Origin of the sequence: Brevibacillus sp. HD3.3A, from assembly GCF_013284375.2 — a bacterium.
Lineage (GTDB): Bacteria > Bacillota > Bacilli > Brevibacillales > Brevibacillaceae > Brevibacillus > Brevibacillus parabrevis.
The window spans coordinates 1,360,734-1,380,655 of record NZ_CP085874.1 but is presented as its reverse complement, the minus strand read 5'-3'; the positions used below and the strand labels follow the sequence as shown (position 1 = coordinate 1,380,655).

The 19,922-nt window shown below is 53.5% G+C and carries 16 protein-coding genes; 5 read left to right on the top strand and 11 right to left on the bottom strand.

Translation table 11 applies throughout. The features are described from left to right. Positions 1-303 precede the first annotated feature (303 nt). The 8 genes from pyk to HP435_RS06835 all read right to left on the bottom strand — a co-directional run bounded on the left by pyk (position 304) and on the right by HP435_RS06835 (position 11,140). Complete coding sequence (pyk, locus tag HP435_RS06870; protein ID WP_122962907.1) at positions 304-2,058, bottom strand: pyruvate kinase; 1,755 nt, start codon at positions 2,056-2,058, stop codon at positions 304-306. Positions 2,059-2,103: 45 nt separating this feature from the next. Continuing rightward, positions 2,104-3,063: a 6-phosphofructokinase gene (gene pfkA, locus HP435_RS06865; protein ID WP_122962906.1), complete on the bottom strand. Its 960-nt coding sequence runs from the start codon at positions 3,061-3,063 to the stop codon at positions 2,104-2,106. A 311-nt stretch (positions 3,064-3,374) separates the two neighbouring features. Then, positions 3,375-4,331: an acetyl-CoA carboxylase carboxyltransferase subunit alpha gene (locus tag HP435_RS06860; protein ID WP_173598437.1), complete on the bottom strand. Its 957-nt coding sequence runs from the start codon at positions 4,329-4,331 to the stop codon at positions 3,375-3,377. Continuing rightward, complete coding sequence (gene accD / locus HP435_RS06855) at positions 4,298-5,242, bottom strand: acetyl-CoA carboxylase, carboxyltransferase subunit beta (RefSeq protein ID WP_122962905.1); 945 nt, start codon at positions 5,240-5,242, stop codon at positions 4,298-4,300. Before accD ends, HP435_RS06860 begins: the two co-directional genes overlap by 34 nt. 21 nt (positions 5,243-5,263) lie before the next feature. Then, on the bottom strand, positions 5,264-5,446 hold the full coding sequence (locus HP435_RS06850) for a glutamate decarboxylase (RefSeq protein ID WP_122962904.1): 183 nt from the start codon (positions 5,444-5,446) through the stop codon (positions 5,264-5,266). 82 nt (positions 5,447-5,528) lie between these two features. Then, positions 5,529-6,200 (bottom strand): FadR/GntR family transcriptional regulator, encoded by a 672-nt coding sequence (locus HP435_RS06845; RefSeq protein ID WP_122962903.1) that lies wholly within the window; start codon positions 6,198-6,200, stop codon positions 5,529-5,531. 98 nt (positions 6,201-6,298) lie between these two features. Next, on the bottom strand, positions 6,299-7,543 hold the full coding sequence (locus tag HP435_RS06840) for an NADP-dependent malic enzyme (RefSeq protein WP_122962902.1): 1,245 nt from the start codon (positions 7,541-7,543) through the stop codon (positions 6,299-6,301). Between the two features lie 168 nt (positions 7,544-7,711). Further along, a complete protein-coding gene (locus HP435_RS06835; RefSeq protein ID WP_173598438.1) occupies positions 7,712-11,140 on the bottom strand; it encodes a DNA polymerase III subunit alpha in 3,429 nt (1,142 codons plus the stop codon). Between the two features lie 177 nt (positions 11,141-11,317). Between HP435_RS06835 and HP435_RS06830 the strand changes: the two genes are divergently transcribed. Next, complete coding sequence (locus HP435_RS06830) at positions 11,318-11,629, top strand: YtpI family protein (protein WP_173596094.1); 312 nt, start codon at positions 11,318-11,320, stop codon at positions 11,627-11,629. Between the two features lie 220 nt (positions 11,630-11,849). Then, positions 11,850-12,176 carry a hypothetical protein gene (locus HP435_RS06825; protein WP_122962899.1) on the top strand — a complete coding sequence of 109 codons (327 nt, stop codon included), beginning with the start codon at positions 11,850-11,852 and terminating at the stop codon, positions 12,174-12,176. 175 nt (positions 12,177-12,351) lie between these two features. On the opposite strand, the gene HP435_RS06820 is transcribed toward HP435_RS06825, so the two are convergent. The 3 genes from HP435_RS06820 to HP435_RS06810 form a co-directional block, all read right to left on the bottom strand. Then, positions 12,352-12,990 (bottom strand): DUF2087 domain-containing protein, encoded by a 639-nt coding sequence (locus HP435_RS06820; RefSeq protein ID WP_122962898.1) that lies wholly within the window; start codon positions 12,988-12,990, stop codon positions 12,352-12,354. A 210-nt stretch (positions 12,991-13,200) separates the two neighbouring features. Beyond that, a complete protein-coding gene (locus tag HP435_RS06815; protein WP_063229161.1) occupies positions 13,201-14,511 on the bottom strand; it encodes a DRTGG domain-containing protein in 1,311 nt (436 codons plus the stop codon). Positions 14,512-14,725: 214 nt separating this feature from the next. Next, on the bottom strand, positions 14,726-15,883 hold the full coding sequence (locus HP435_RS06810; RefSeq protein ID WP_122962897.1) for a DUF445 domain-containing protein: 1,158 nt from the start codon (positions 15,881-15,883) through the stop codon (positions 14,726-14,728). A gap of 93 nt (positions 15,884-15,976) precedes the next feature. Between HP435_RS06810 and HP435_RS06805 the strand changes: the two genes are divergently transcribed. The 3 genes from HP435_RS06805 to HP435_RS06795 are packed head-to-tail and all read left to right on the top strand — an operon-like array spanning position 15,977 to position 19,886. After that, positions 15,977-17,410, top strand: a complete 1,434-nt coding sequence (locus tag HP435_RS06805; RefSeq protein WP_122962896.1) for a YheC/YheD family endospore coat-associated protein — start codon at positions 15,977-15,979, stop codon at positions 17,408-17,410. 5 nt (positions 17,411-17,415) lie between these two features. Continuing rightward, positions 17,416-18,507: a YheC/YheD family endospore coat-associated protein gene (locus HP435_RS06800; RefSeq protein ID WP_122962895.1), complete on the top strand. Its 1,092-nt coding sequence runs from the start codon at positions 17,416-17,418 to the stop codon at positions 18,505-18,507. Between the two features lie 2 nt (positions 18,508-18,509). Then, positions 18,510-19,886 carry a YheC/YheD family endospore coat-associated protein gene (locus HP435_RS06795; RefSeq protein WP_122962894.1) on the top strand — a complete coding sequence of 459 codons (1,377 nt, stop codon included), beginning with the start codon at positions 18,510-18,512 and terminating at the stop codon, positions 19,884-19,886. The last annotated feature ends 36 nt before the right edge of the window (positions 19,887-19,922 follow it).

Genomic DNA, 19,922 nt, shown 5'->3' with positions numbered 1-19,922 from the left:
TGTGTTTTGCTTAAAAATAGTTCTTGACATCGCTCATCCTGCAACGGGAAGCGATTTTCGGTGTTTTCGCTCCTTGCAAACAGGCCATTACAGTGAAAACTCAACACTTTCCCGGCGCTTGCTCAGACGAACACCTGATCGATTTTATCAGATTCCCTCCCCGTTTGCACCACCTAAAAAACACCGTATTCTGGAAAATGCTATCAGCGAAAATCGCGTTGCCACCAGTCTGCCCAATGCAAAAAGGGGTGACAAGATGCCACCCCCAAAAAGTGCTTTTGCTATAAAAATGAGTCTGATGACCTACAGAACCCGCGTCTGCCCTGAATAAATATGCCCACGCTCGGAGTCAACCGTAACGATTTGGCCTTCCTTCAGCAAGTCGGTGGCAAACTGCACGCCTACGATCACTGGGACGCCCAAATTGAGCCCGACGATCGCTGCATGGGATGTCAGCCCGCCCTCTTCGCAAATGACCGCTCCTGCCTTGCTGAACGCTTCAATCATGTCCGAGTCCGTTCCGATCGTCACCAGGATCACGCCGTCTTCTACTTTTTGCAGCGCTTCTTCTGCCGAACGGGCGATGACGACTTTGCTCGTCACGACTTTGCGACCGATGCCTTGGCCTTTTGCCACGACATCGCCGATCACGTGAATCTTCATGAGGTTGGTTGTCCCTACTTCACGCACAGGCACACCCGCGGTAATGACTACGAGGTCGCCGTGACGCACGAAGCCTGCGTCGATTGCTTCCTGGACAGACATCTCCAGCATCTCATCGGTTGTGTTTGCCAGCACGCCTTTGACCGGATATACGCCGTTTACGAGCGCCAGTCGGCGAATGACAGCTTCGTGCGGTGTGACCGCTACGATGGGAGCTTTCGGACGGAATTTGGATACCATGCGCGCCGTATGACCGCTCTCTGTCGCCGTAATGATCGCTGTCGCATCGAGATCGAGCGCTGCATTGGAGACAGCCTGGCTAATCGCATCGGTAATCGTCACTTGCTTGAGCTGCGCTTGCGCATACAAAATCTCACGGTAGTTAAGCTCTTGCTCTGCTCGTACCGCGATGCGGTCCATCGTTTCGACCGATTCTACCGGATATTTGCCCGCAGCCGTCTCACCGGACAGCATGATCGCGTCTGTGCCGTCAAAAATCGCATTGGCTACGTCGCTTGCTTCTGCGCGAGTAGGACGAGGGTTGCGCTGCATGGAATCGAGCATTTGCGTCGCCGTGATGACAGGTTTGGCCAGCTCGTTGCATTTTTTGATCAGCTTTTTCTGGACGAGCGGCACTTCCTCCGCAGGAATTTCCACGCCGAGGTCGCCACGCGCTACCATGATGCCGTCTGTTACGACGAGGATTTCATCGACATTGTCGACGCCTTCCTGGTTTTCGATCTTCGCGATGATGTCAATGCGCACGTTGTGGCGCTCCAAAATTTGGCGGATTTCGAGAATGTCGCTCGCCTTGCGGACAAAAGAAGCCGCAATGAAATCGACTTGCTGCGCAATCCCGAACTCGATATCTTGTGCGTCCTTTTCCGTAATTCCCGGCAAATTGATTTTGACGCCTGGCACGTTGACGCCTTTTTTGCTTTTCAGCGTTCCGCCGTTTTTGATTTGGCAAACGATCTCGTTGCCTTGCACTTCCAGAACCGTCAGCCCGATCAGGCCGTCATCAATCAAAATCGTGTCGCCCGGATTGACATCCTGAGGCAGTTCCGAATAAGTGATCGAAACTTTCTCTGCCGTTCCTGCCAGTTCTTCTGTCGTCAAAATCAGCGTCTTGCCTTCTTCCAGCTCGACCGAATCTGTAGCAAGCGTGCCTGTGCGAATTTCCGGCCCTTTTGTATCCAAAAGAATCGCCACCGGCTTGCCTGTCTCTTCGGACGCACGACGAATGTTCACGATCCGCGCTGCGTGCTCTTCATGGCTTCCGTGGGAAAAGTTCAGACGGGCTACGTTCATCCCCGCATGAATCAGCTTTTTCAACGTTTCAACGGACTCACTCGCCGGTCCGATTGTACACACGATTTTTGCTTTCCTTAACATAGGAATTATGCCTCCTCTATACACTGCTACCCAGGCTTTGCCTGATCAAATAGACAGTGTGCGCGCCAGTTGATATACGGATAAATCCAGTTGGTGTTTCTGGGACAATGCTTCATTGAAATCGACGTCGACGATTGTGTTGTTCTGGATGCCAACCATCCGGTCTTTTTTGCCTTCCAGGAGCAAGTCGACTGCGGCTGCTCCCATCCGGCTCGCCAGCATGCGGTCCATCGCGGTAGGTGAGCCTCCGCGCTGAATGTGTCCGAGCACGGTCACGCGCGTCTCCCAGCCTGTTTCCTTGGTGATGGCTTCCGCGTACGAAGCAGCGCTGCCTACGCCTTCCGCCACTATAATGATGGAATGCTTTTTGCCACGGCGCTGTCCGGCATGCAGGCGTTCTATAATATCGCTCATGTCCTGGGATTCTTCCGGGATGATAATCGACTCGGCCCCAGCAGCAAGTCCTGCCCACAGTGCCAAATCGCCTGCATCCCGGCCCATTACCTCGATAATGTAGGTACGCTCATGAGAGGTTGCCGTGTCGCGAATTTTATCGATCGCTTCCACAATCGTATTCAGAGCGGTATCGAACCCAATCGTAAAATCGGTGCACGGAATGTCGTTGTCAATCGTTCCCGGCACGCCGATGGTCGGGAAGCCTTTTTCCGTCAGCTTCTGTGCGCCACGGAACGACCCGTCTCCACCGATGACGATCAGCCCTTCAATCCCGAATTTGCGCAGCTGCTCCACTGCTTTTTGCTGCCCTTCCTCTGTTCTGAAGGCTTGGCTGCGGGCAGAGTAAAGGATGGTTCCTCCTCGCTGGATAATGTCCCCAACGGAGCCCAGTGTCATTTCCTGGATATCGCCATTCATCAGACCTTCGTAGCCGTGATACACCCCGTACATTTGCACTCCGTGGTAAGCAGCACGACGAACTGCCGCACGCACCGCGGCGTTCATGCCGGGCGAATCTCCTCCGCTGGTCAGAACCGCAAGCTTTTGCATGGAATCCACCTCTCCAATCCATTTCGTCTTTAGCATGTCATGAAACGGAAACAGTATGTACCATAACGGCTATGAAACATGCTGTATCACTCCATTTCGTATATCTGTTATACACAGAACAGAAATGTGCCATACTTTTTGAAAGCTCTGATAACTCGCTTGTTCGAAATCGATTGTAGCAGATTTTCCGTGCCAAAAAAAGATAAGAAAACTTGGCTGTGCCATGATTTTATTGCGGTCTGTGTTCAGACCATACGATCGTCCATCAATAGACTCAGTCTTTTTACCGCACAAAAAACGCCCCCTGTGACTTACAGGGAGGCGTATTCGCCGATTCGTTTGAACTTCTCATATCGGTCCTGTATCAGTTCATCCGGGCTCAAACGACCCAACTGTTCCAATTGCTCGGCAATCACCGTCTTGACCGCTGTTGCCTGCGCAATCAAGTCTCGATGCGCCCCGCCGAACGGCTCGTCAAGGATGCCGTCGATCACGCCGAGCGCGAGCAAATCAGGAGCCGTAATTTTCATCGACTCCGCTGCGCGCATGCCAAGGCTGGAATCTCTCCACAAAATGGCCGCCGCGCTCTCCGGTGCAATCACGGAGTAATAGGAATTCTCCAGCATATAGATGCGATTGCCGACGCTGATCGCCAGCGCACCGCCGCTGCCGCCTTCGCCGATGACGATACAAATAATCGGCACGCGAAAAGTAGCCATTTCCCGCAAGTTGCGAGCAATCGCTTCGCTCTGGCCGCGCTCTTCTGCCGCTTTACCCGGATACGCTCCCGATGTGTTGATGAAACAAATAATCGGACGTCCGAATTTGTCGGCCTGCTGCATGATGCGCAGAGCTTTTCTGTACCCTTCAGGATGCGCCATCCCGAAATTGCGCTTGATGTTGTCCTTGGTGTCTTTGCCTTTTTGATGGCCGATCACAGTCACCGGACGACCGTCCAGCTTGGCGATGCCGCCCACGATCGAATGGTCATCCCCGTACAACCTGTCCCCGTGTACTTCTATAAAATCAGTAAAAAGAAGTTGAATATAGTCCAAAGTCGTTGGTCTTTCCGGGTGACGGGCCAGTTGGACGCGCTGCCACGGCGTCAAGTTGCCATAAATTTGTTCGGCAAGCTCTTTTGCCTTTTGCTCCAGACGCTTTACTTCGTCGGAGAAATCAATGCCTTTTTCTTCGGTAAAGCGGCGCAATTCCTTAATCTTGTCTTGCAATTCTACTAATGGCTTTTCAAAGGGGAGTTCGCCTGCCATATTTCCACTCCTTCCCGTGACGTGTGCATCTCTACCAGTTTGGACAGCGTTTGACGCATGTCCTTGCGATGTACGACCATGTCGAGCTGACCGTTTTTCAGCAAAAACTCCGCAGTCTGGAAGTCTTTTGGCAGCTCCTGGCGAATCGTTTGCTCAATGACGCGACGTCCCGCAAAGCCGATCATGGCTCCCGGTTCTGCGATATTGTAGTCGCCAAGGGAAGAGAAGCTTGCAGATACACCGCCATATGTAGGATTCGTCATGACCGAAACGAACAGCAAGCGCTCGCGGTCCAGTCTGGACAAAGCGGCACTGGTCTTCGCCATCTGCATCAGACTCAGTACGCCTTCCTGCATGCGCGCACCGCCGGATGCGGAGAACAGGATGAAAGGCAGACGCCGTTCGATCGCTTGCTCAATTGCACGCGTAATTTTTTCCCCGACAACCGAGCCCATGCTGGCCATGCGGAAGCGGGAATCCATAACCCCGATCACGATGCGGTTGCCGCCGAGCAAGCCCTCGCCAGTGATGATCGCTTCGTTCAAATTCGTGTTTGCCATATCCTGCTCCAGCTTTTCCAGATAGTCAGGGAACCCGAGCGGATTGGACGCGATCAGGTTCGCGTCAAACTCCTCTGTCAGGACACCTTCATCCAAAAGGGATTGCAACCGCTCTGGCGCGGACATGGAATAGTGAAACTGGCAGCCTTTGCATACGCGCAAGTTTTTTTCCAAATCCTTCGAGTAGTGGATCGTCCCACAATGTGGGCATTTATTCATCAATCCCTCAGGGACTTCCTTCTCCTTCGTACCCGCTTCCTTGCTAGCGTCGGTGGAAGCAGGGACACGTGCCAGCGTCTCGGAAGGGACAGTGGCAAATTTGCGCTTTTTCCCAAAAAGATCTTTTAGCACAGGTACACCCCACCTTTCTCATCAGTGAAGGATCGAGCCGAGTACATCCCGGACTTCGTTCAGTTCGCCTTCGGGCACAAGAATCTCGTATTGCTTCGAAACTCTCGCCTCGCGAACCTTGACCAAAAATCCTTCATCTGTCAAACGTTGCTGTATCCGTTCAGCTATTCTAGCGCTAGGAGCGATGTAGATGACCGTCCACATGCTGGCTTCCTCCTTCATCGTCCAATACAGGTCTGCATCATCATATCACAGCGCCAGCGCCCCTCGCAAATAGGAGTAAAATCTAGAGCTTGCTGTTCTCCAAGTGGTGCCTCATTCTCTCAACCGCGACAGTGACATCGCCTTCGCGAATCGCTTCCATGATCTCGCGATGCTCCTCCAATGCCATGCGCGCCCTGCCTTCCCGCGACAACGATTCAATCCGCACACTGTTGCTGTACTCTACCAAAGGCGTCCAGATGCGGTGCAAAATGGAGTTGCGGCTGGATCGGCAAATCACGCGGTGGAACTGGTAGTCTTCTTCTGTAGGAACCTCGCCTCTCTCTACCCGCTCTTGTGCGATCGCGAGAATCCGTTCCATTTCCTCGAAATGCTTGGGCGTGGCCCGTCTACAGGCGAGACGGACAGCATCGATCTCCAGCATCTTGCGCATTTCGATCAAGTCCTTCTTGGTTTTCGTATCCCGTAGGATAAAAAAGCCAAGAATATCGATCAGTCGGTTGTGCCGATAATGCTTGAGGAAAGTGCCTTCCCCGCGGCGCGTCTCGATGAGCCCGAGCAGCTCCAGCGCACGGAGGGCTTCGCGTACAGAGGAGCGACCAGCCCCTAATTGCTCAGACAACTCTCGCTCCGACGGAAGCTTGTCGCCAGGCCGTAAGTTTTGCTCCTGAATGATTGCATGCAATTGCAGGAGTATGCCTTCGTAAACCTTTCGATCTTGAGTCGAGTCGAGCACAATGATCCCCCTTAATGGCTGCTACTGGTGAAGTGAAGCACCCCCCACATATTCACGTCTGATACAGATGCTCGTGGAGGGTGTTTGACTGCACTTCCTTACACTTGCTGATAGGAAATGGCTGCCAGACTGGCTGTTTTCTCTTTTACTGCTTCCGGATCGACAGTGATGCGGGCAACGCCGCTCTCCATCGCTGCTTTGGCTACGGCTGCCGCCACATTTGGAGCGACGCGCGGATCAAACGGAGCAGGGATGACTTTTTCTGCGGAAAGCTCTTCTGGCGTGATCAGGTCCGCGATTGCGTACACGGCTGCCAGCTTCATGTCCTCGTTGATTTCAGTCGCGCGCGTATCGAGCGCCCCACGGAAAATGCCCGGGAAGGCAAGTACGTTGTTCACCTGGTTCGGGAAGTCGGAACGGCCTGTACCGACTACGGCTGCCCCTGCTTCTTTCGCCTCGCTCGGCATGATTTCCGGAGTCGGGTTCGCCATCGCGAAGATGATCGCATCGCGGTTCATGGAGCGAACCATGTCAGGAGTTACCGCGCCTGCTACCGATACGCCGATGAAGACGTCAGCGCCTTTCATCGCGTCAGCGAGATCGCCTTGCAGCTTGCTGCGGTTCGTGATTTTCGCCATCTCTTCTTTTACCGGGTTCATCCCGAATTGACGGCCTTCGTACACGATTCCTTTTGTATCAACCATGATCACTTCTTTTACGCCCATGGAAATCAAAAGTTTCATGATCGCGATACCAGCAGCGCCCGCACCGTTCGCTACCACGCGGATATCTTCGAGCTTTTTGTCAACCACGCGCAGGGCGTTGATCAGGCCCGCAGCCGTTACGATTGCTGTACCGTGCTGATCGTCGTGGAAAATCGGAATGTTTGTTTCGCGCTTCAGGCGCTCTTCTACCTCGAAGCATGCCGGAGCTGCGATATCTTCAAGGTTAACACCGCCAAAAGTCGGTTCGAGCAGCTTCACAGTTTCTACGATTTTGTCTACATCAGTCGTGTTCAGGCAGATCGGGAATGCGTCCACGCCTGCGAACGATTTGAACAGTACAGCTTTTCCTTCCATCACCGGCATAGCGGCTTCCGGTCCGATGTTGCCGAGACCGAGAACAGCGGTACCATCGCTCACGACTGCAACGAGGTTGCCCTTCATGGTGTATTCGTAAACTTTGGATTTGTCGTCAAAAATGTCTTTGCAAGGCTCAGCAACACCAGGAGAATAAGCAAGGCTCAGATCGCGAGCATTGCGAACGGGAACCTTGGTCACTGCCTCCAGCTTCCCTTTATTTTTTCGGTGAAGTTCCAGCGCTTCCTCTCTCAAACTAGACATCCATTACCACTCCATTTCACGATAGTCTTTCTATGATTGCCTGAACAGCCTCTTTATTGCTTGAAAGCCCTAAGTGGTCTGACCACTTAACGAGTTATGAATTCAATATATAGCAAAACCTGTTATCCTGTAAACCTGCCGAAAACGGCGAAAAAGGGAGGACATTCCTCATCCTCCCCAATTTATGGGCAATTCTTTCTGGATTACGCTGTCACGTCCCACAATATCTCGCGCTTGCTCCAAAAATGACTCGTCCACCTCGACCCGAATGTCCTCCGGCAGGCGAATTGTCTGTCTTTTTCCCTCGTAAAACAGAATCACAGGAATCGTTCCTTTTTTTTCGACAAACAGCCGTTGCAAACGTTGCAGTGTCGAATCGTGCTCCTGCTGGGCGGAAATTTTGACAAACAACACCGTCTCGGCGGTCGGCGCTTGCAGTGTCTCGGCATCCCAAAAGCGCGATGCGAGCAGCTTCACCATGTCATCCTGATGATCCACCCGCGCTTCGGCTACGACCATCCGCTCTTTGCCGAGCAAGTCGCCGTACTTGGCAAACACTTGCGGAAAGACGACCAGCTCCACCTGCGCGGTTTTGTCCTCCAGCACCAAAAACGCCATCGGGTCGCCCTTTTTCGTCTGGATGCGCTTTTCTTCCGTAATCATTCCGAACACTTTCACCGTTTTGTCGCGGGCCAGCTCGCTGAGCGCCGAAATAGCCGTCACTTCGGGGCGGGCAGCCACGTGCGCATACTGGTCGAGCGGATGGCCGGAAATGTACACGCCGATCAGTTCCCGTTCTTCTTTCAGCTGCTGGGCGCGTGACATCGGCGGCACTTCCGGGTATTCAGCCGGCTCGCGCAATGGCGCCGCTTGTTCTTCTCCCGCAAACAGGTCGAGCTGATTCGCGTCGCGCTCGATCCGCTTCGCATTCGTCTTGCCGACCGCCTCGTCCAAAAGCAGCAGCAACTGGCTGCGGTGACCAGGCAGCGAATCCAGCGCCCCGCAGAGCGTCAGCGATTCTACCACTCGTCTGTTCACGAGACGCGCATCTACTCTGGCGCAAAAATCGAAAACGTCCCGATACGGACGCACAGCCCGTTCTTTTACAATCGATTCGATCGCTCCATAGCCGACGTTTTTGACGGCAGCAAGCCCGAAACGAATCGCATCTTGTTCGACTGCAAAGGACGCCGTGCTTTTGTTGACATCCGGCCCCAGCACGCGAAGCCCCAGGCGCCGCGCCTCCTCCGTGTACTCGGCGATTCTCGTCTGCGAGCCGATCGACAGCGACAAAAGGGCTGCCATAAAAGCAAGCGGATAGGTCGCTTTCAAATACGCCATCTGGTAGGCGATGACCGCGTAGGCGACAGAGTGCGCTTTATTGAAGCCGTAATCGGCAAAGCGGACGATCAGATCGTACACTTGATGACCAAGCTCTTCGCCGTAGCCTTGACGGACGCAACCAGCCACGAACTTTTCCCGCTGCTCGGCCAACAGCTCGCGTTTTTTCTTTCCGACCGCCCGGCGCAAAATGTCTGCCTCACCCAAACTGAAGCCAGCGAGCGTAGACGAGATTTGCATAATTTGCTCCTGGTAGATCATGAAGCCGTGCGTCTCGCGCAAGATCGGCTCAAGCACCGGATGCGCGTAATGCACAGCGCTCTGGCCGTGCTTGGCGGCGATGTACTGCGGGATAATTTCCATCGGTCCCGGCCGATACAAGGCCAGCACAGCGATAATATCGTCCAGACTGGTCGGCTTCAGGTCGCGGAGCACGTTGCGCATCCCGCCGGACTCCAGCTGGAATACCCCTGTCGTCTCGCCGCGCGACAACATGCGGAACGTATTCGGATCATCCGTCGGAATGCTCTCCAGCTCAATCGCAATCCCCTGTTCATGCAGATGACGAAGTGTCTCCTGAATGATCGTCAAGTTGCGCAAGCCGAGAAAATCCATTTTCAACAGACCGACTTCCTCCAGCACCTCCATCGGATACTGCGTCAGTGCCAAGCCTTCGCTGCCCGTCTGCAACGGAACATAGCTGGTCAGCGGCTCCCGCGAGATCACGACGCCCGCCGCATGTGTCGAAGCATGGCGCGGCAAACCTTCCACGCCTTTTGCCGTCTCGATCAAAAGGGCGGCCTGTCTGTTTTCCTGGCACAGCTTGCCGATGTCCGGAATGAGCTTCATGGCGCGGTCAATCGTCATGCCGGGAGATTGCGGAATCATTTTCGCTACCCGGTCGACGATCCCGACGGACAGGCCGAGTGCCCGGCCTACGTCGCGCACCGCAGCGCGAGCCGCCATCGTTCCAAACGTAATAATCTGAGCCACGCGGTCGTGACCGTATTTTTTCGCCACGTAATGGATGACTTCGTCGCGCCGCTCCACGGAAAAGTCGATATCGATATCGGGCATCGTCACCCGCTCCGGATTGAGAAACCGTTCAAACAGCAGATTGAAATGAAGCGGGTCTACGTTCGTTATTTTCAATGCGTAGGCGACGAGGCTTCCGGCAGCAGAGCCTCGCCCTGGTCCGGTCGGAATCCCGTGCTGATGGGCGTAGCGCATGAAGTCCCAGACGATCAGGAAGTAATCGGTAAAGCCCGTGCCCGTAATGATCGACAGCTCGTGATCGAGACGCGCCTGTATGTCCGGCGTGATTGTCTTGTACCGCTCCCGGCAGCCTTGCTCGCATAGCGAACGCAAATATTGCGTCGAATCCTGGCCCTCCGGCAAGGGAAATTCCGGCAAAATGTGCGCCCCAAACGACAATGTGAGATTGCATCTGTCCGCGATTTTTCCCGTGTTGGCAAGCGCTTCGGGTGCGTAAGAAAAGGCGGCGGCCATTTCTGCTTCGCTTTTCAAATAGTATTGGTCGGTTTCGTAGCGGAAGCGGTTTTCCTCGTCGATGGTCTTGCCCTCTTTGATCGCGAGCAAAATATCGTGCTGGCGATGCTCGTTTTGCTTCACGTAGTGCACATTGTTCGTGACGACCAGCGGAATGCCCGTCTCCTGGCTCAGCTTGACCAGACGGGCATTGAGTCTGCGCTCGCTCTCCAGGCCGTGGTCAGCCAGCTCCAAAAAGTAATTCGCCTCGCCAAAAACGCGAAGGTGCCACAAGGCTGCTTCTTTCGCTGCCTCGGCTTCGCCAGCCAACAAAAGCTGCGCAACCTCGCCATGCTGGCAGCCGCTAAGGGCGATCAACCCTTCCGCATGCCGGGCCAGCACTTCTTTGTTCAGGCGGGGAATCATGTAGTTTCCATCCGTATTGGCGATCGTGGCGAGCTTCAACAGATTGCGATAGCCCGCCTCATTTTCGGCAAGCACGATCAAATGGCTCGGGGGAGGCGCATTGCGCACGCGATCTTGCAAGTTTCCTTCGATCACATACAATTCCATCCCGATAATCGGCTTGATCTGGTTTTCTGTACATGCTTTATAAAAAGGGACAGCGCCATACAGATTGGCGTGATCCGTAATCGCCAGCGCAGTCATGCCCAGCTCTTTGGCACGCTCCACCAGCGCATCAATCCGCGCCGCTCCGTCTAGCAGGCTGTACTCCGTATGAACATGCAAATGGACAAAGGAGGTCATCTGGTTCCTTCCTCTCCTGTTTACGACTCGAATCGTGTAGTAGCTTTCTCTCTATCATTATACCGAAAGTAAGAGGATCGTGGGGAAACAAGAACGAACGTTCTTGTTTGAATTTGACCTTTCTTGCTTTGATTTGGTAGGATAATACCAGATTTGTTGGAAAGGATGAAGCCATCTATGTGGTCGGCCTTTTATTTGACCGGCGTTCTCGCTTCACTTGTAGCCAGCGTCTACTTCAGCATCCACGCACGCAGAAGAGGCATCCACCCGCTGGAATCCAGAATGACGCTGGGCAAAATGAACATCGCACTCGGCATTCTCGTATCTTTGTTCGGGCTTAACCAGTTTACGTTTGATACGCTCGATACGATCCGCATCGTGGTCGCGATCATCATGCTGATCGTCGGTGTGCTGAACCTGTACCTGGGAACCCGCAACTTTTTGCACTATCGCAGCGCCTGGCAGGCAGAATTGAAAAAAGGCAGCTGAGAGCTAAAAAAGCATGAGAACAGAGCGATTGTTCCACATGCTTTTTTCTGTATGGGGGCCTATGTGAAGCGAAGCCGAGAACAACAGGCGAGCAGCTTGCTACCAGTTCTGCATCGCTTGTGCTGCTGCTTTTTGCCAGCAACACGTTCCTTCTCACGTCGAATACGCGAGCCCTTCGCTAAATGGGAAAATCGTGCGTTTTTGAAAGAGGGTGACCAACGTGAAATTCAATTTTATGTTCAGCCTGTCGCTGATATGTGGTTTGCTTGCTTCTGTTGGAACCATGATTCTTTGGTACTTTTTGCTTTACAACAAACCAACTGTTTCTGTCTTTACTGCACTTTGTTTGTTACTTCCCGCGATATTCGGTTTACTTACCTCGTTCCTTAAACAACCGCTGATCATTATTTCTTTTGTGATTTCCTTACCTTTAAGTCTTTACTTATTGATGACCGGAGATATGTTTACTCTATTTTTTATTGCTTCCATCCTGTATTTCATCTCTGCGGCTCTTAAATGGAAAATATCAAAAGTGAATTGGAATTAAGCGAAGAAGCAGCATGCTGAAATACTTTTCCTGTTTTCCCAATCGTTTGCCATGGCTAAACGCAATTAGTTCTCGCTATAATCAGTTTGTGTGACATTCTATTGTTTCCGACAACCTGAGCGCAGTGCCGACGGTTGTCTTTTTTTATGCTTTTTCAAAAGGAATCATTTTCCTGTTAGCGCAATTCTTCTGCCTTGGCCCACATCTCTTCCGGATTCAGCTCGTAGATGCCCTCTTCGCGATACATATAGTGGTTCATGACAAATTCGCGGCGAATCGTCGCGTAATCGTCGTGAAACTGGCGGATGTAGTCATTGATTTCCTGTTCCTTGTATTTGCGGCCAAACTCCAGCCCCCGCACCATGTATTCGAACACGATCAGCTTTTTCTTGCGCTGGGCCGGAATCTGCTTGAGCTTGCCGTCGGGGGTCAAGAAGCTTTTGATTACGTGCATCTGATCCGCTGCCATCTGGGACCTCCTCTGCTCCTGGATCGTTTTGGTTTCCTCATCTGCAAAAAGGTCTTCCTCCATCGTACCTTTCGCCCGTTCCAACACATTCAAAATCGCCTGGGTTTGCCGCTTCATGTTCGCTTCGTGCAAATAAAAGTAAATCGTGTTTTTGTCACGCCGCTCGTAGACGATTCCTGCATCGCGCAGCTTCGCCATATGGTGTGTAATCGTCGGCGGCGTCACTCCGAGCTTCCCTGCCAGCGCCTGCCCGTGCAGCGGTCCATTTGCCAACATGGCCAAAATCCGCACACGAGTCGGGTCGCCGAGCGCTTTGTAAAAGGTGACGAGTTTATCGAGTTGCAAAAGAGATGCTCCTTTCTTCGGGAAAATGTGCTTTCGGTTCTAATTAGATACTTTTCTAATTAGATGATAGGTTATTTTTGTTTGGTTTGTCAATCAGGAGGGCGGAAAGACGCCACGGTTCGCGAAGCCCTGCACTGCGGCCACTTCCCCAAGCAAAAAACAAAAAAAGAGCAGCCCCCCAAAGAGACTGCCCTCACCAACGATCCACTATTACCGATCAATAATCTGCGCCGTAATCATAGCCTGCCCCACAAGCTGCTCGCCGTGGTAAACCGACACCTCGACCTTACCGAAGCGGCGGCTGATGTCCAAAAGTCGCGGCTGCACCTGTATGTGGCTCTCCATCTGCACCGGCTTCAAAAAGTACACCGTAATATTTTCCGGCACCATGTCGCCGCGGCGATGCTGACGCAGCAAGTTACAGGCCGCTTCGACCATCACTGTCGTCATGATGCCACTGGCGATCGTTCCCAGGTGATTCGTCATCTGCGGCGTGACGTCGCCCAAGTAAATCAGCTCGTCTGCCTGACGCTCCTCGCGGAAATGCGACATGATCAGGTTCGGAAATGTTTCACTCATCTGCGGCTGCTTCGCCGTAAACTGGAGCGCCTTCAACACGTCGTTGCGGCTCAGCACGCCCACCAGCTTGCGATAATTGTCCACGACCGGCAACAGCTCGATCCCTTCCCACACCATCATGTGCGCCGACGAAGCGACAGACACGCGCGGCGAGGTCGTGATCGGATTTTTCGTCATGACCTTGTCGATCGTCGCCGTCTCCTCGTGGCCGATAATATCTTTCGAAGTCACGATCCCGATGAGCCGCATTTGCTCATCGACAACCGGAAAGCGCGTATCCTGATACAGCTCCGTGTACTGGTGCCATTTGGCGACTGTGTCGGACGGCAGCAGCACGGGCGTTTCCGCCAGCGGCTTCAGCACATCCTCGACCATGACGATTTCTTTTTTGATCAAACGGTCGTAGATGGCCCGGTTGATCATCGATGCTACCGTAAACGAGTCATAGCTCGACGAAATGATCGGCAAAGCCAAACGATCCGCCAACTGCTTGATTTCCTCGCTCGTATCGAAGCCACCCGTGATCAGGACGGCCGCTCCTTGCTGCAAGGCAATTTTGTGCGCCTGATAACGGTTTCCTACAATTAATAGACTGCCCGCGTCGATATAGCGCATCATCGCTTCCAGCTGCATCGCACCGATGACGAATTTGTTCAGCGTCTTGTGCAGCCCTTCCCGTCCGCCAAGCACATGGCCGTCGACGATGTTCACCACTTCCGCGAAAGTCAGCCGCTCTATGTTTTCTTTGTGCTTCTTCTCGATTCTCACTGTGCCGACACGTTCGATCGTACTGACGTATCCTTGTGTTTCCGCTTCCTTGATTGCGCGGTAGGCCGTACCCTCACTCACATCCAGGTCTTTGGCGATCTGCCGCACGGAAATCTTCGAACCGATCGGAAGGCGATCAATATGTTGCAAGATTTGTTCATGTTTCGTTGCCATATTGCTAATCCCCCTTCCTGGTCTCCCACCCGTTCCAATGTACGTGCGCTCCTTCGACCAATATACCCGAAGGCGCGACAAAAAAAAAGGGTAGCTTTTTTCAAGCTACCAACTCAGAAAGTATATCATTAAGGGGGTTTTCATCGTGCTTTTATCTTACCCAAGGAATATTACAGGATTATTACAGAGCCGTTACAGTTTCGTTTCAGTTTTCCTATCCCAGCCAATTCGCCAAAAGTCCCTGAACCAGTCCGATAATCCCGCCAAGAATAAAGCCGAGGACCGTAATCATCCGGAACTCTTTTCCCGAGATGCCGACCACCATTTCTTCGATCCGTTCGATCGGGAAGCCTTCCACCTGTCTCGTAACAATATCGCGAATCGCTAGACGGGAAAAGATTTTCTCGACGTTTGTCTGCAAAGACTCTACCATCCATTTCGCCAGGCGCGGAACGAGATCGTTTGTGACGGTTTGCTGAATCGGCGCGGTCAGGCGCGACATAGGCTGATCCACGAGTTGCAGGCTCTGCGCTTCGATTCTCGCAAAAAGCGCGCGGGACCAGTCGTCGAGCTGATCGTGGCCGAGCCACTCCACCAGTTCCCCGACCGTTTTATCCAGCAGCTTGTCCGCCTCTTTGCGCAAAAACTGTTGCAAGCGCTCAGCCATCTCCGGGCTTTGCAAAAGCTCATCGAGATGCGGAACAATTTTGCCAATGATCTTGTCGTCTCCAAGAAACATGCCGACCAGCCCGCCGAACATGCCCCCGCCTCCGCCGAGCATGCCTTTGACCATGCCTTGCAACGTTTGCTGTCCTTGCGGGGAGTACAAATACTCGCGAATCCGGCCCAACATATGGTGACTCGCCGAAGTCACCGCCCCGTCCAGGCGATCTATGCCTGCTTGTGGAAGCAGATCGCGCAGTTTTGTTTCTTCATATTGTGTAAACAGCTGCTGGACAAAAGAATGCCATTTTTGCTGGACAGGGACGCGTACCGCTTCGCTCCATCCTCCGTCCTCGGTAAAAAGCTGGGGCACTGCCCGTTGCAGCGTTTGGCGCAACGTACGCTCATCCGCCATCCAGTCCGCAGCCAGGTTGTTCATCCAGCCCGCCAGCGTATTTTCCAGGTCGCCCTGGGCCAGTGCCCGCCTGACGCCTTCTGTCGTAAGCAAATGCTCCTCCACTAATCTGCCCATTTGTATCGCGATGTCGTCCCGCCTTCTCGGGATCAGTCCCGGGGTGAACGGAAGCTTCCAACTGCCGATATACCAAGGCTTGAGCGGTCGAAACAGCATGCGGATGGCGAGTTCGTTCGTAACGCCGCCGATCACAGAGCCTACGCCGATATTCACTAATACTATCCACAAGTTCATAAATACTAACAACCTTTCTTCTCTGCATGGCACCAAACGATTTGGCTACTCATACCATAGACTAACTTTATGCCTGATGGGAAGGGGATAGCCATGTCTTACGTTCCAACCATCGTCGTCGGATACGAGCCAAAGACGGAAGTAGACCTTTACCTGCCCCAGGCGCAAATGCGCAAATGGAATCTTTCTTCGCCCACAGCTACTGTCCAATTCGGAAGCAAAACGGTTCGCGCTCGTATCAGCGGCATTGATCGCAGCAACCAAACGCTTATCCGGCCTGCCTTGGCCCAGTCGCTCCGGCTGCCTACAGGAGGGCCCATGCTTGTGCGCTACAACGCAGATCAGCAAACTCTTGTTGTCGGGCCGTATGTAGGGATTCTCGTATCCTCTTACAATGCCCAATTTCCGCAATCCCCGTTTGGACCATTGTCCCCTTTTTTCAACGAAGTAGCCGATATTTGCCGCAAGCGCGGAGGGATTATCTGCGCATTCCGCCTACAGGACGTCAACTGGGATGCCGGGATCGTGCGCGGTCTTGTTCGCCGGGGCGGAGTGTGGCGCCAAAGAGTCTTGCCGTTGCCCCAATGTATTTACAATCGGCTCGTATCCCGTCAGCGGGAGCGCAGCGAGCAGATGGCCAACTGGTTGCAGCGGTGCAAAGACGCCAACATTCCGTTTTTCAACGAGCACTTTTTAAACAAGTGGCACGTGCATTCCGCTCTGCAAGATCAGGAGAGTGCTTCCGAACATCTTCCAGCCATGGTTCGCTATCAAAGTCTGGAAGATTTGCGGACGATGCTGTCCGAGCACCGGACGGTTTATGCAAAGCCGGCAAACGGCAGCATGGGTCGAGGGATTATCCGGCTGCGCCGAACGCAGGAGGGATATCAGCTCGCTCGCCCGGGCGGGTTTGGCAAAACATTTTCCAGCATAACGGGCTTGCATCAATATTTGAGCAAACAGACAAAAGGCAAACCTTATTTACTGCAACAAGGTTTACCATTGATCGGCCTTCACGGACGGCCGACTGATTTTCGTGTATTGGTGCAAAAAAACCGGGCAGGCGAATGGGCCGTTACATCTATGGTTGCCCGTTTGGGATTGAATCGCATCGTTTCCAATATATCCAGAGGCGGCCAGATGATGACGCCCCTCCAGGCTCTGCGTGCCTGTGGGCCTTGGGCCAGTTCGGTTCGCCCATCCCCAGCCACACTAAAAGCTGTGGCGTTGAAGCTGTCTGTCTTGCTCGAAGAGGCGCTGCCCGGCCATTACGCTGAATTTGGTGTCGATCTCGGCGTCGATGTCCGCGGGCAAGTATGGCTATTGGAGGTTAACAGCAAGCCGTCCAAAACGGCCAATACCGTTCCTTTGCCTGAAGGCGTGGAAGAACCGCCCCGCCGCGCCCGGCCTTCCGTCGTACGCATGCTGGAATACGCATCATACATCAGTGGTTTTCCCCGGTCAGCCAAAACTAAAACCAGAACGGCAGCAGGAAAACCGAAGAGCAAGAAAAACAGGCGAAGGTGACCCACATGAGAGCAGACGAGCGAAGTCTTGGCATCATGACGCGCTGCCAAGGCTCCCACTTTGTAGACAAAGGCTATTACAAAAAGCTGACGCTTTACGGACGCAAGCACGGGATGCGTGTCTTCGTGTTCTCGCCGCGTCAGGTCAACTTTTCCTCGCGAACCGTAAGAGGCTTCGAGTACCGCAACGGATCATGGCAGCCGAACACTTTCCCGCTCCCCGCCTTGATCTACGATCGGTGCTTCGTTGGCCCATCTTATCGCCACTATAAACCATTTGTGGAAAAGTTGCAAAACGATCGCAACATTACATTTTTGGGGCATGGCCTGTCCGGCAAGTGGCAGGTGCACCAGATGCTGACCCAATCGCCGCAACTGGCTTCCCTGTTGCCGCCGACCGAAATTTTATCGCTCGCCACGGTGAACGACATGCTGCAACAATACGGCGCCGTCGTCATCAAGCCAATGGCGGGAACGCATGGAATCGGCGTCGTGCGCATCAAGGAAACCAAAAGCGGCTACGAGGCCACAGGGCGGAACCGGGAGAACCAGCCGTTCCGCAGACTGATCCGCGACTCCGCCGGATTGAAAACTTTTATCGCCTCGTTCACTTCTGGTCGCAAGTTCCTTGTACAGCCCTATCTGAAGCTGCACACACCGGACGGCACCCCTTTTGATGTGAGGGTGCTCGTGCAAAAAAACGGGCAGGGTGATTGGGAGACAACCGGCAAGGCGGTCCGCTTGGGCGACAAGCGAAGTATCACCTCCAACCTGCACGGAGGCGGTAAAGCACAGCCGCTCTCCGCTTTCCTATCTCGTCATTTCAAGCCTGCCGTCCACTCCAAAATCGAGACGACCATCAATCAGGTGGCAGAAAAATTGCCACGCTTTTTGGAGGAGTGCCACGGCAGACTGGTGGAGCTGGGAATCGATGTCGGGATTGATACATCCGGAAACGTCTGGATTATCGAAGTCAACAGCAGGCCCGGCAGGACTGTCTTTCGCTTGATTGACGACCCGATCGCCAAACGTCACTCGATTACCCAGCCCGTACGATACGCCCACTATCTCATGAAAGAGCGCGTAGGAGGTTACTAAGCATGGAAACGTTCAGAATGCGACTCCGCTTCCTTTCCAATCCCCGTGTCAGCGGGATCATCCTGCCGACTAATCTCTTCTCCAAGCTACAGCTGCGCCATCGGCAAAAAATCAAGGTCATGCTGGGCAAAAAGGAAGTCGTCGCAACCGTACTGCAAGACAAGCGGAATCCGGAAGCAAACGTCATCAAGGTGACGACGCTGTTGCAATCCGAGCTTGGCATTCCTCACGGCGGCTTGATCCAGCTCAAGCAAGAAGACTCGGCGCTGCGCATCGGTCCGGCTATCGGGATTGTCACCACAGGAATCCGCAGGGACTCGCGGCAGCCAATCGGCCCGCGCACCTCTTTTTTCTACAAGCTGCTACAGGCTCAGGAAGGAAAAGGCGTCTTTTACTACATCTTCTCCCCGCACGACGTGGACTGGAGCACGAATACCGTCAATGCCTGGTTTTTGCGCAAGGGCAAAACAGGCGGATACTTCTGGAAAAAGATGGTCACAGCCATGCCGGATGTGGTCTACGACCGAATCCCTTCCCGTTCAGCGGAGAAGCATGAAGCTGTCAGGGAGTTCAAATACAAGCTCGCCAGCTACCCGAACATGCCGATGTTCAACCAGGGCTTTTTCAACAAGTGGGGAGTTCACCAATTGCTCTATCCGAACCCGGAAGTCAATGAGCATATCCCGGAAACGTACACCTCTCCGTCCCTCACCACTGTGCGCAATTTGCTGCGCAAGTATCCGATCGTCTATTTGAAGCCGAAAAACGGCAGCCTCGGTTACGGCATCGTGAAGGTCGTCAGACAATCCGGCGGCGGCTATACCGCTTCTTACCACAACGGCAGCGGAAATGTGAAACGACAGTTTTCCAAGCTGTCCAGTCTGTACCAGCATGTGTTCCGCAGCCGTCGCGTAGGCGGTTATTTGGCGCAGCAAGGCATCCCGCTCAAAACATTCCACGGACGCCCGTTTGATTTCCGCGTCCATTTGCATAAAAACCAGCAAAACGAATGGGTCGTGTCCTGCACGGCCGCCAAAGTAGCCGGTTCCGGCAGCGTGACGACACACGTGCGCACAGGCGGCACCGTCATCCCTGGCGACGAATTGCTGCACCATTTGTACGGAAAACAAAAAGAATTGATGTCCGAGCGGGTCAGCGAAGCATCCATCCGCCTCGCTACCGCGATTGAGCAGGCAAAAGGAATCGACCTTGGCGAACTCGGTCTGGACATGGGAATCGACATCCACGGCCATGTCTGGATGTTCGAAGCTAACTCCAAGCCGGGACGCTCCATCTTCAAGCATTCCAGACTGAGGCAGGCAGACCAGGAATCCCGCAAGCTTCTCGTCGACTACAGTTGTTATTTGGCCAATTTCTAGGCGCATGCAACTAGCACCGTTTTTCAGGAAGGAGGA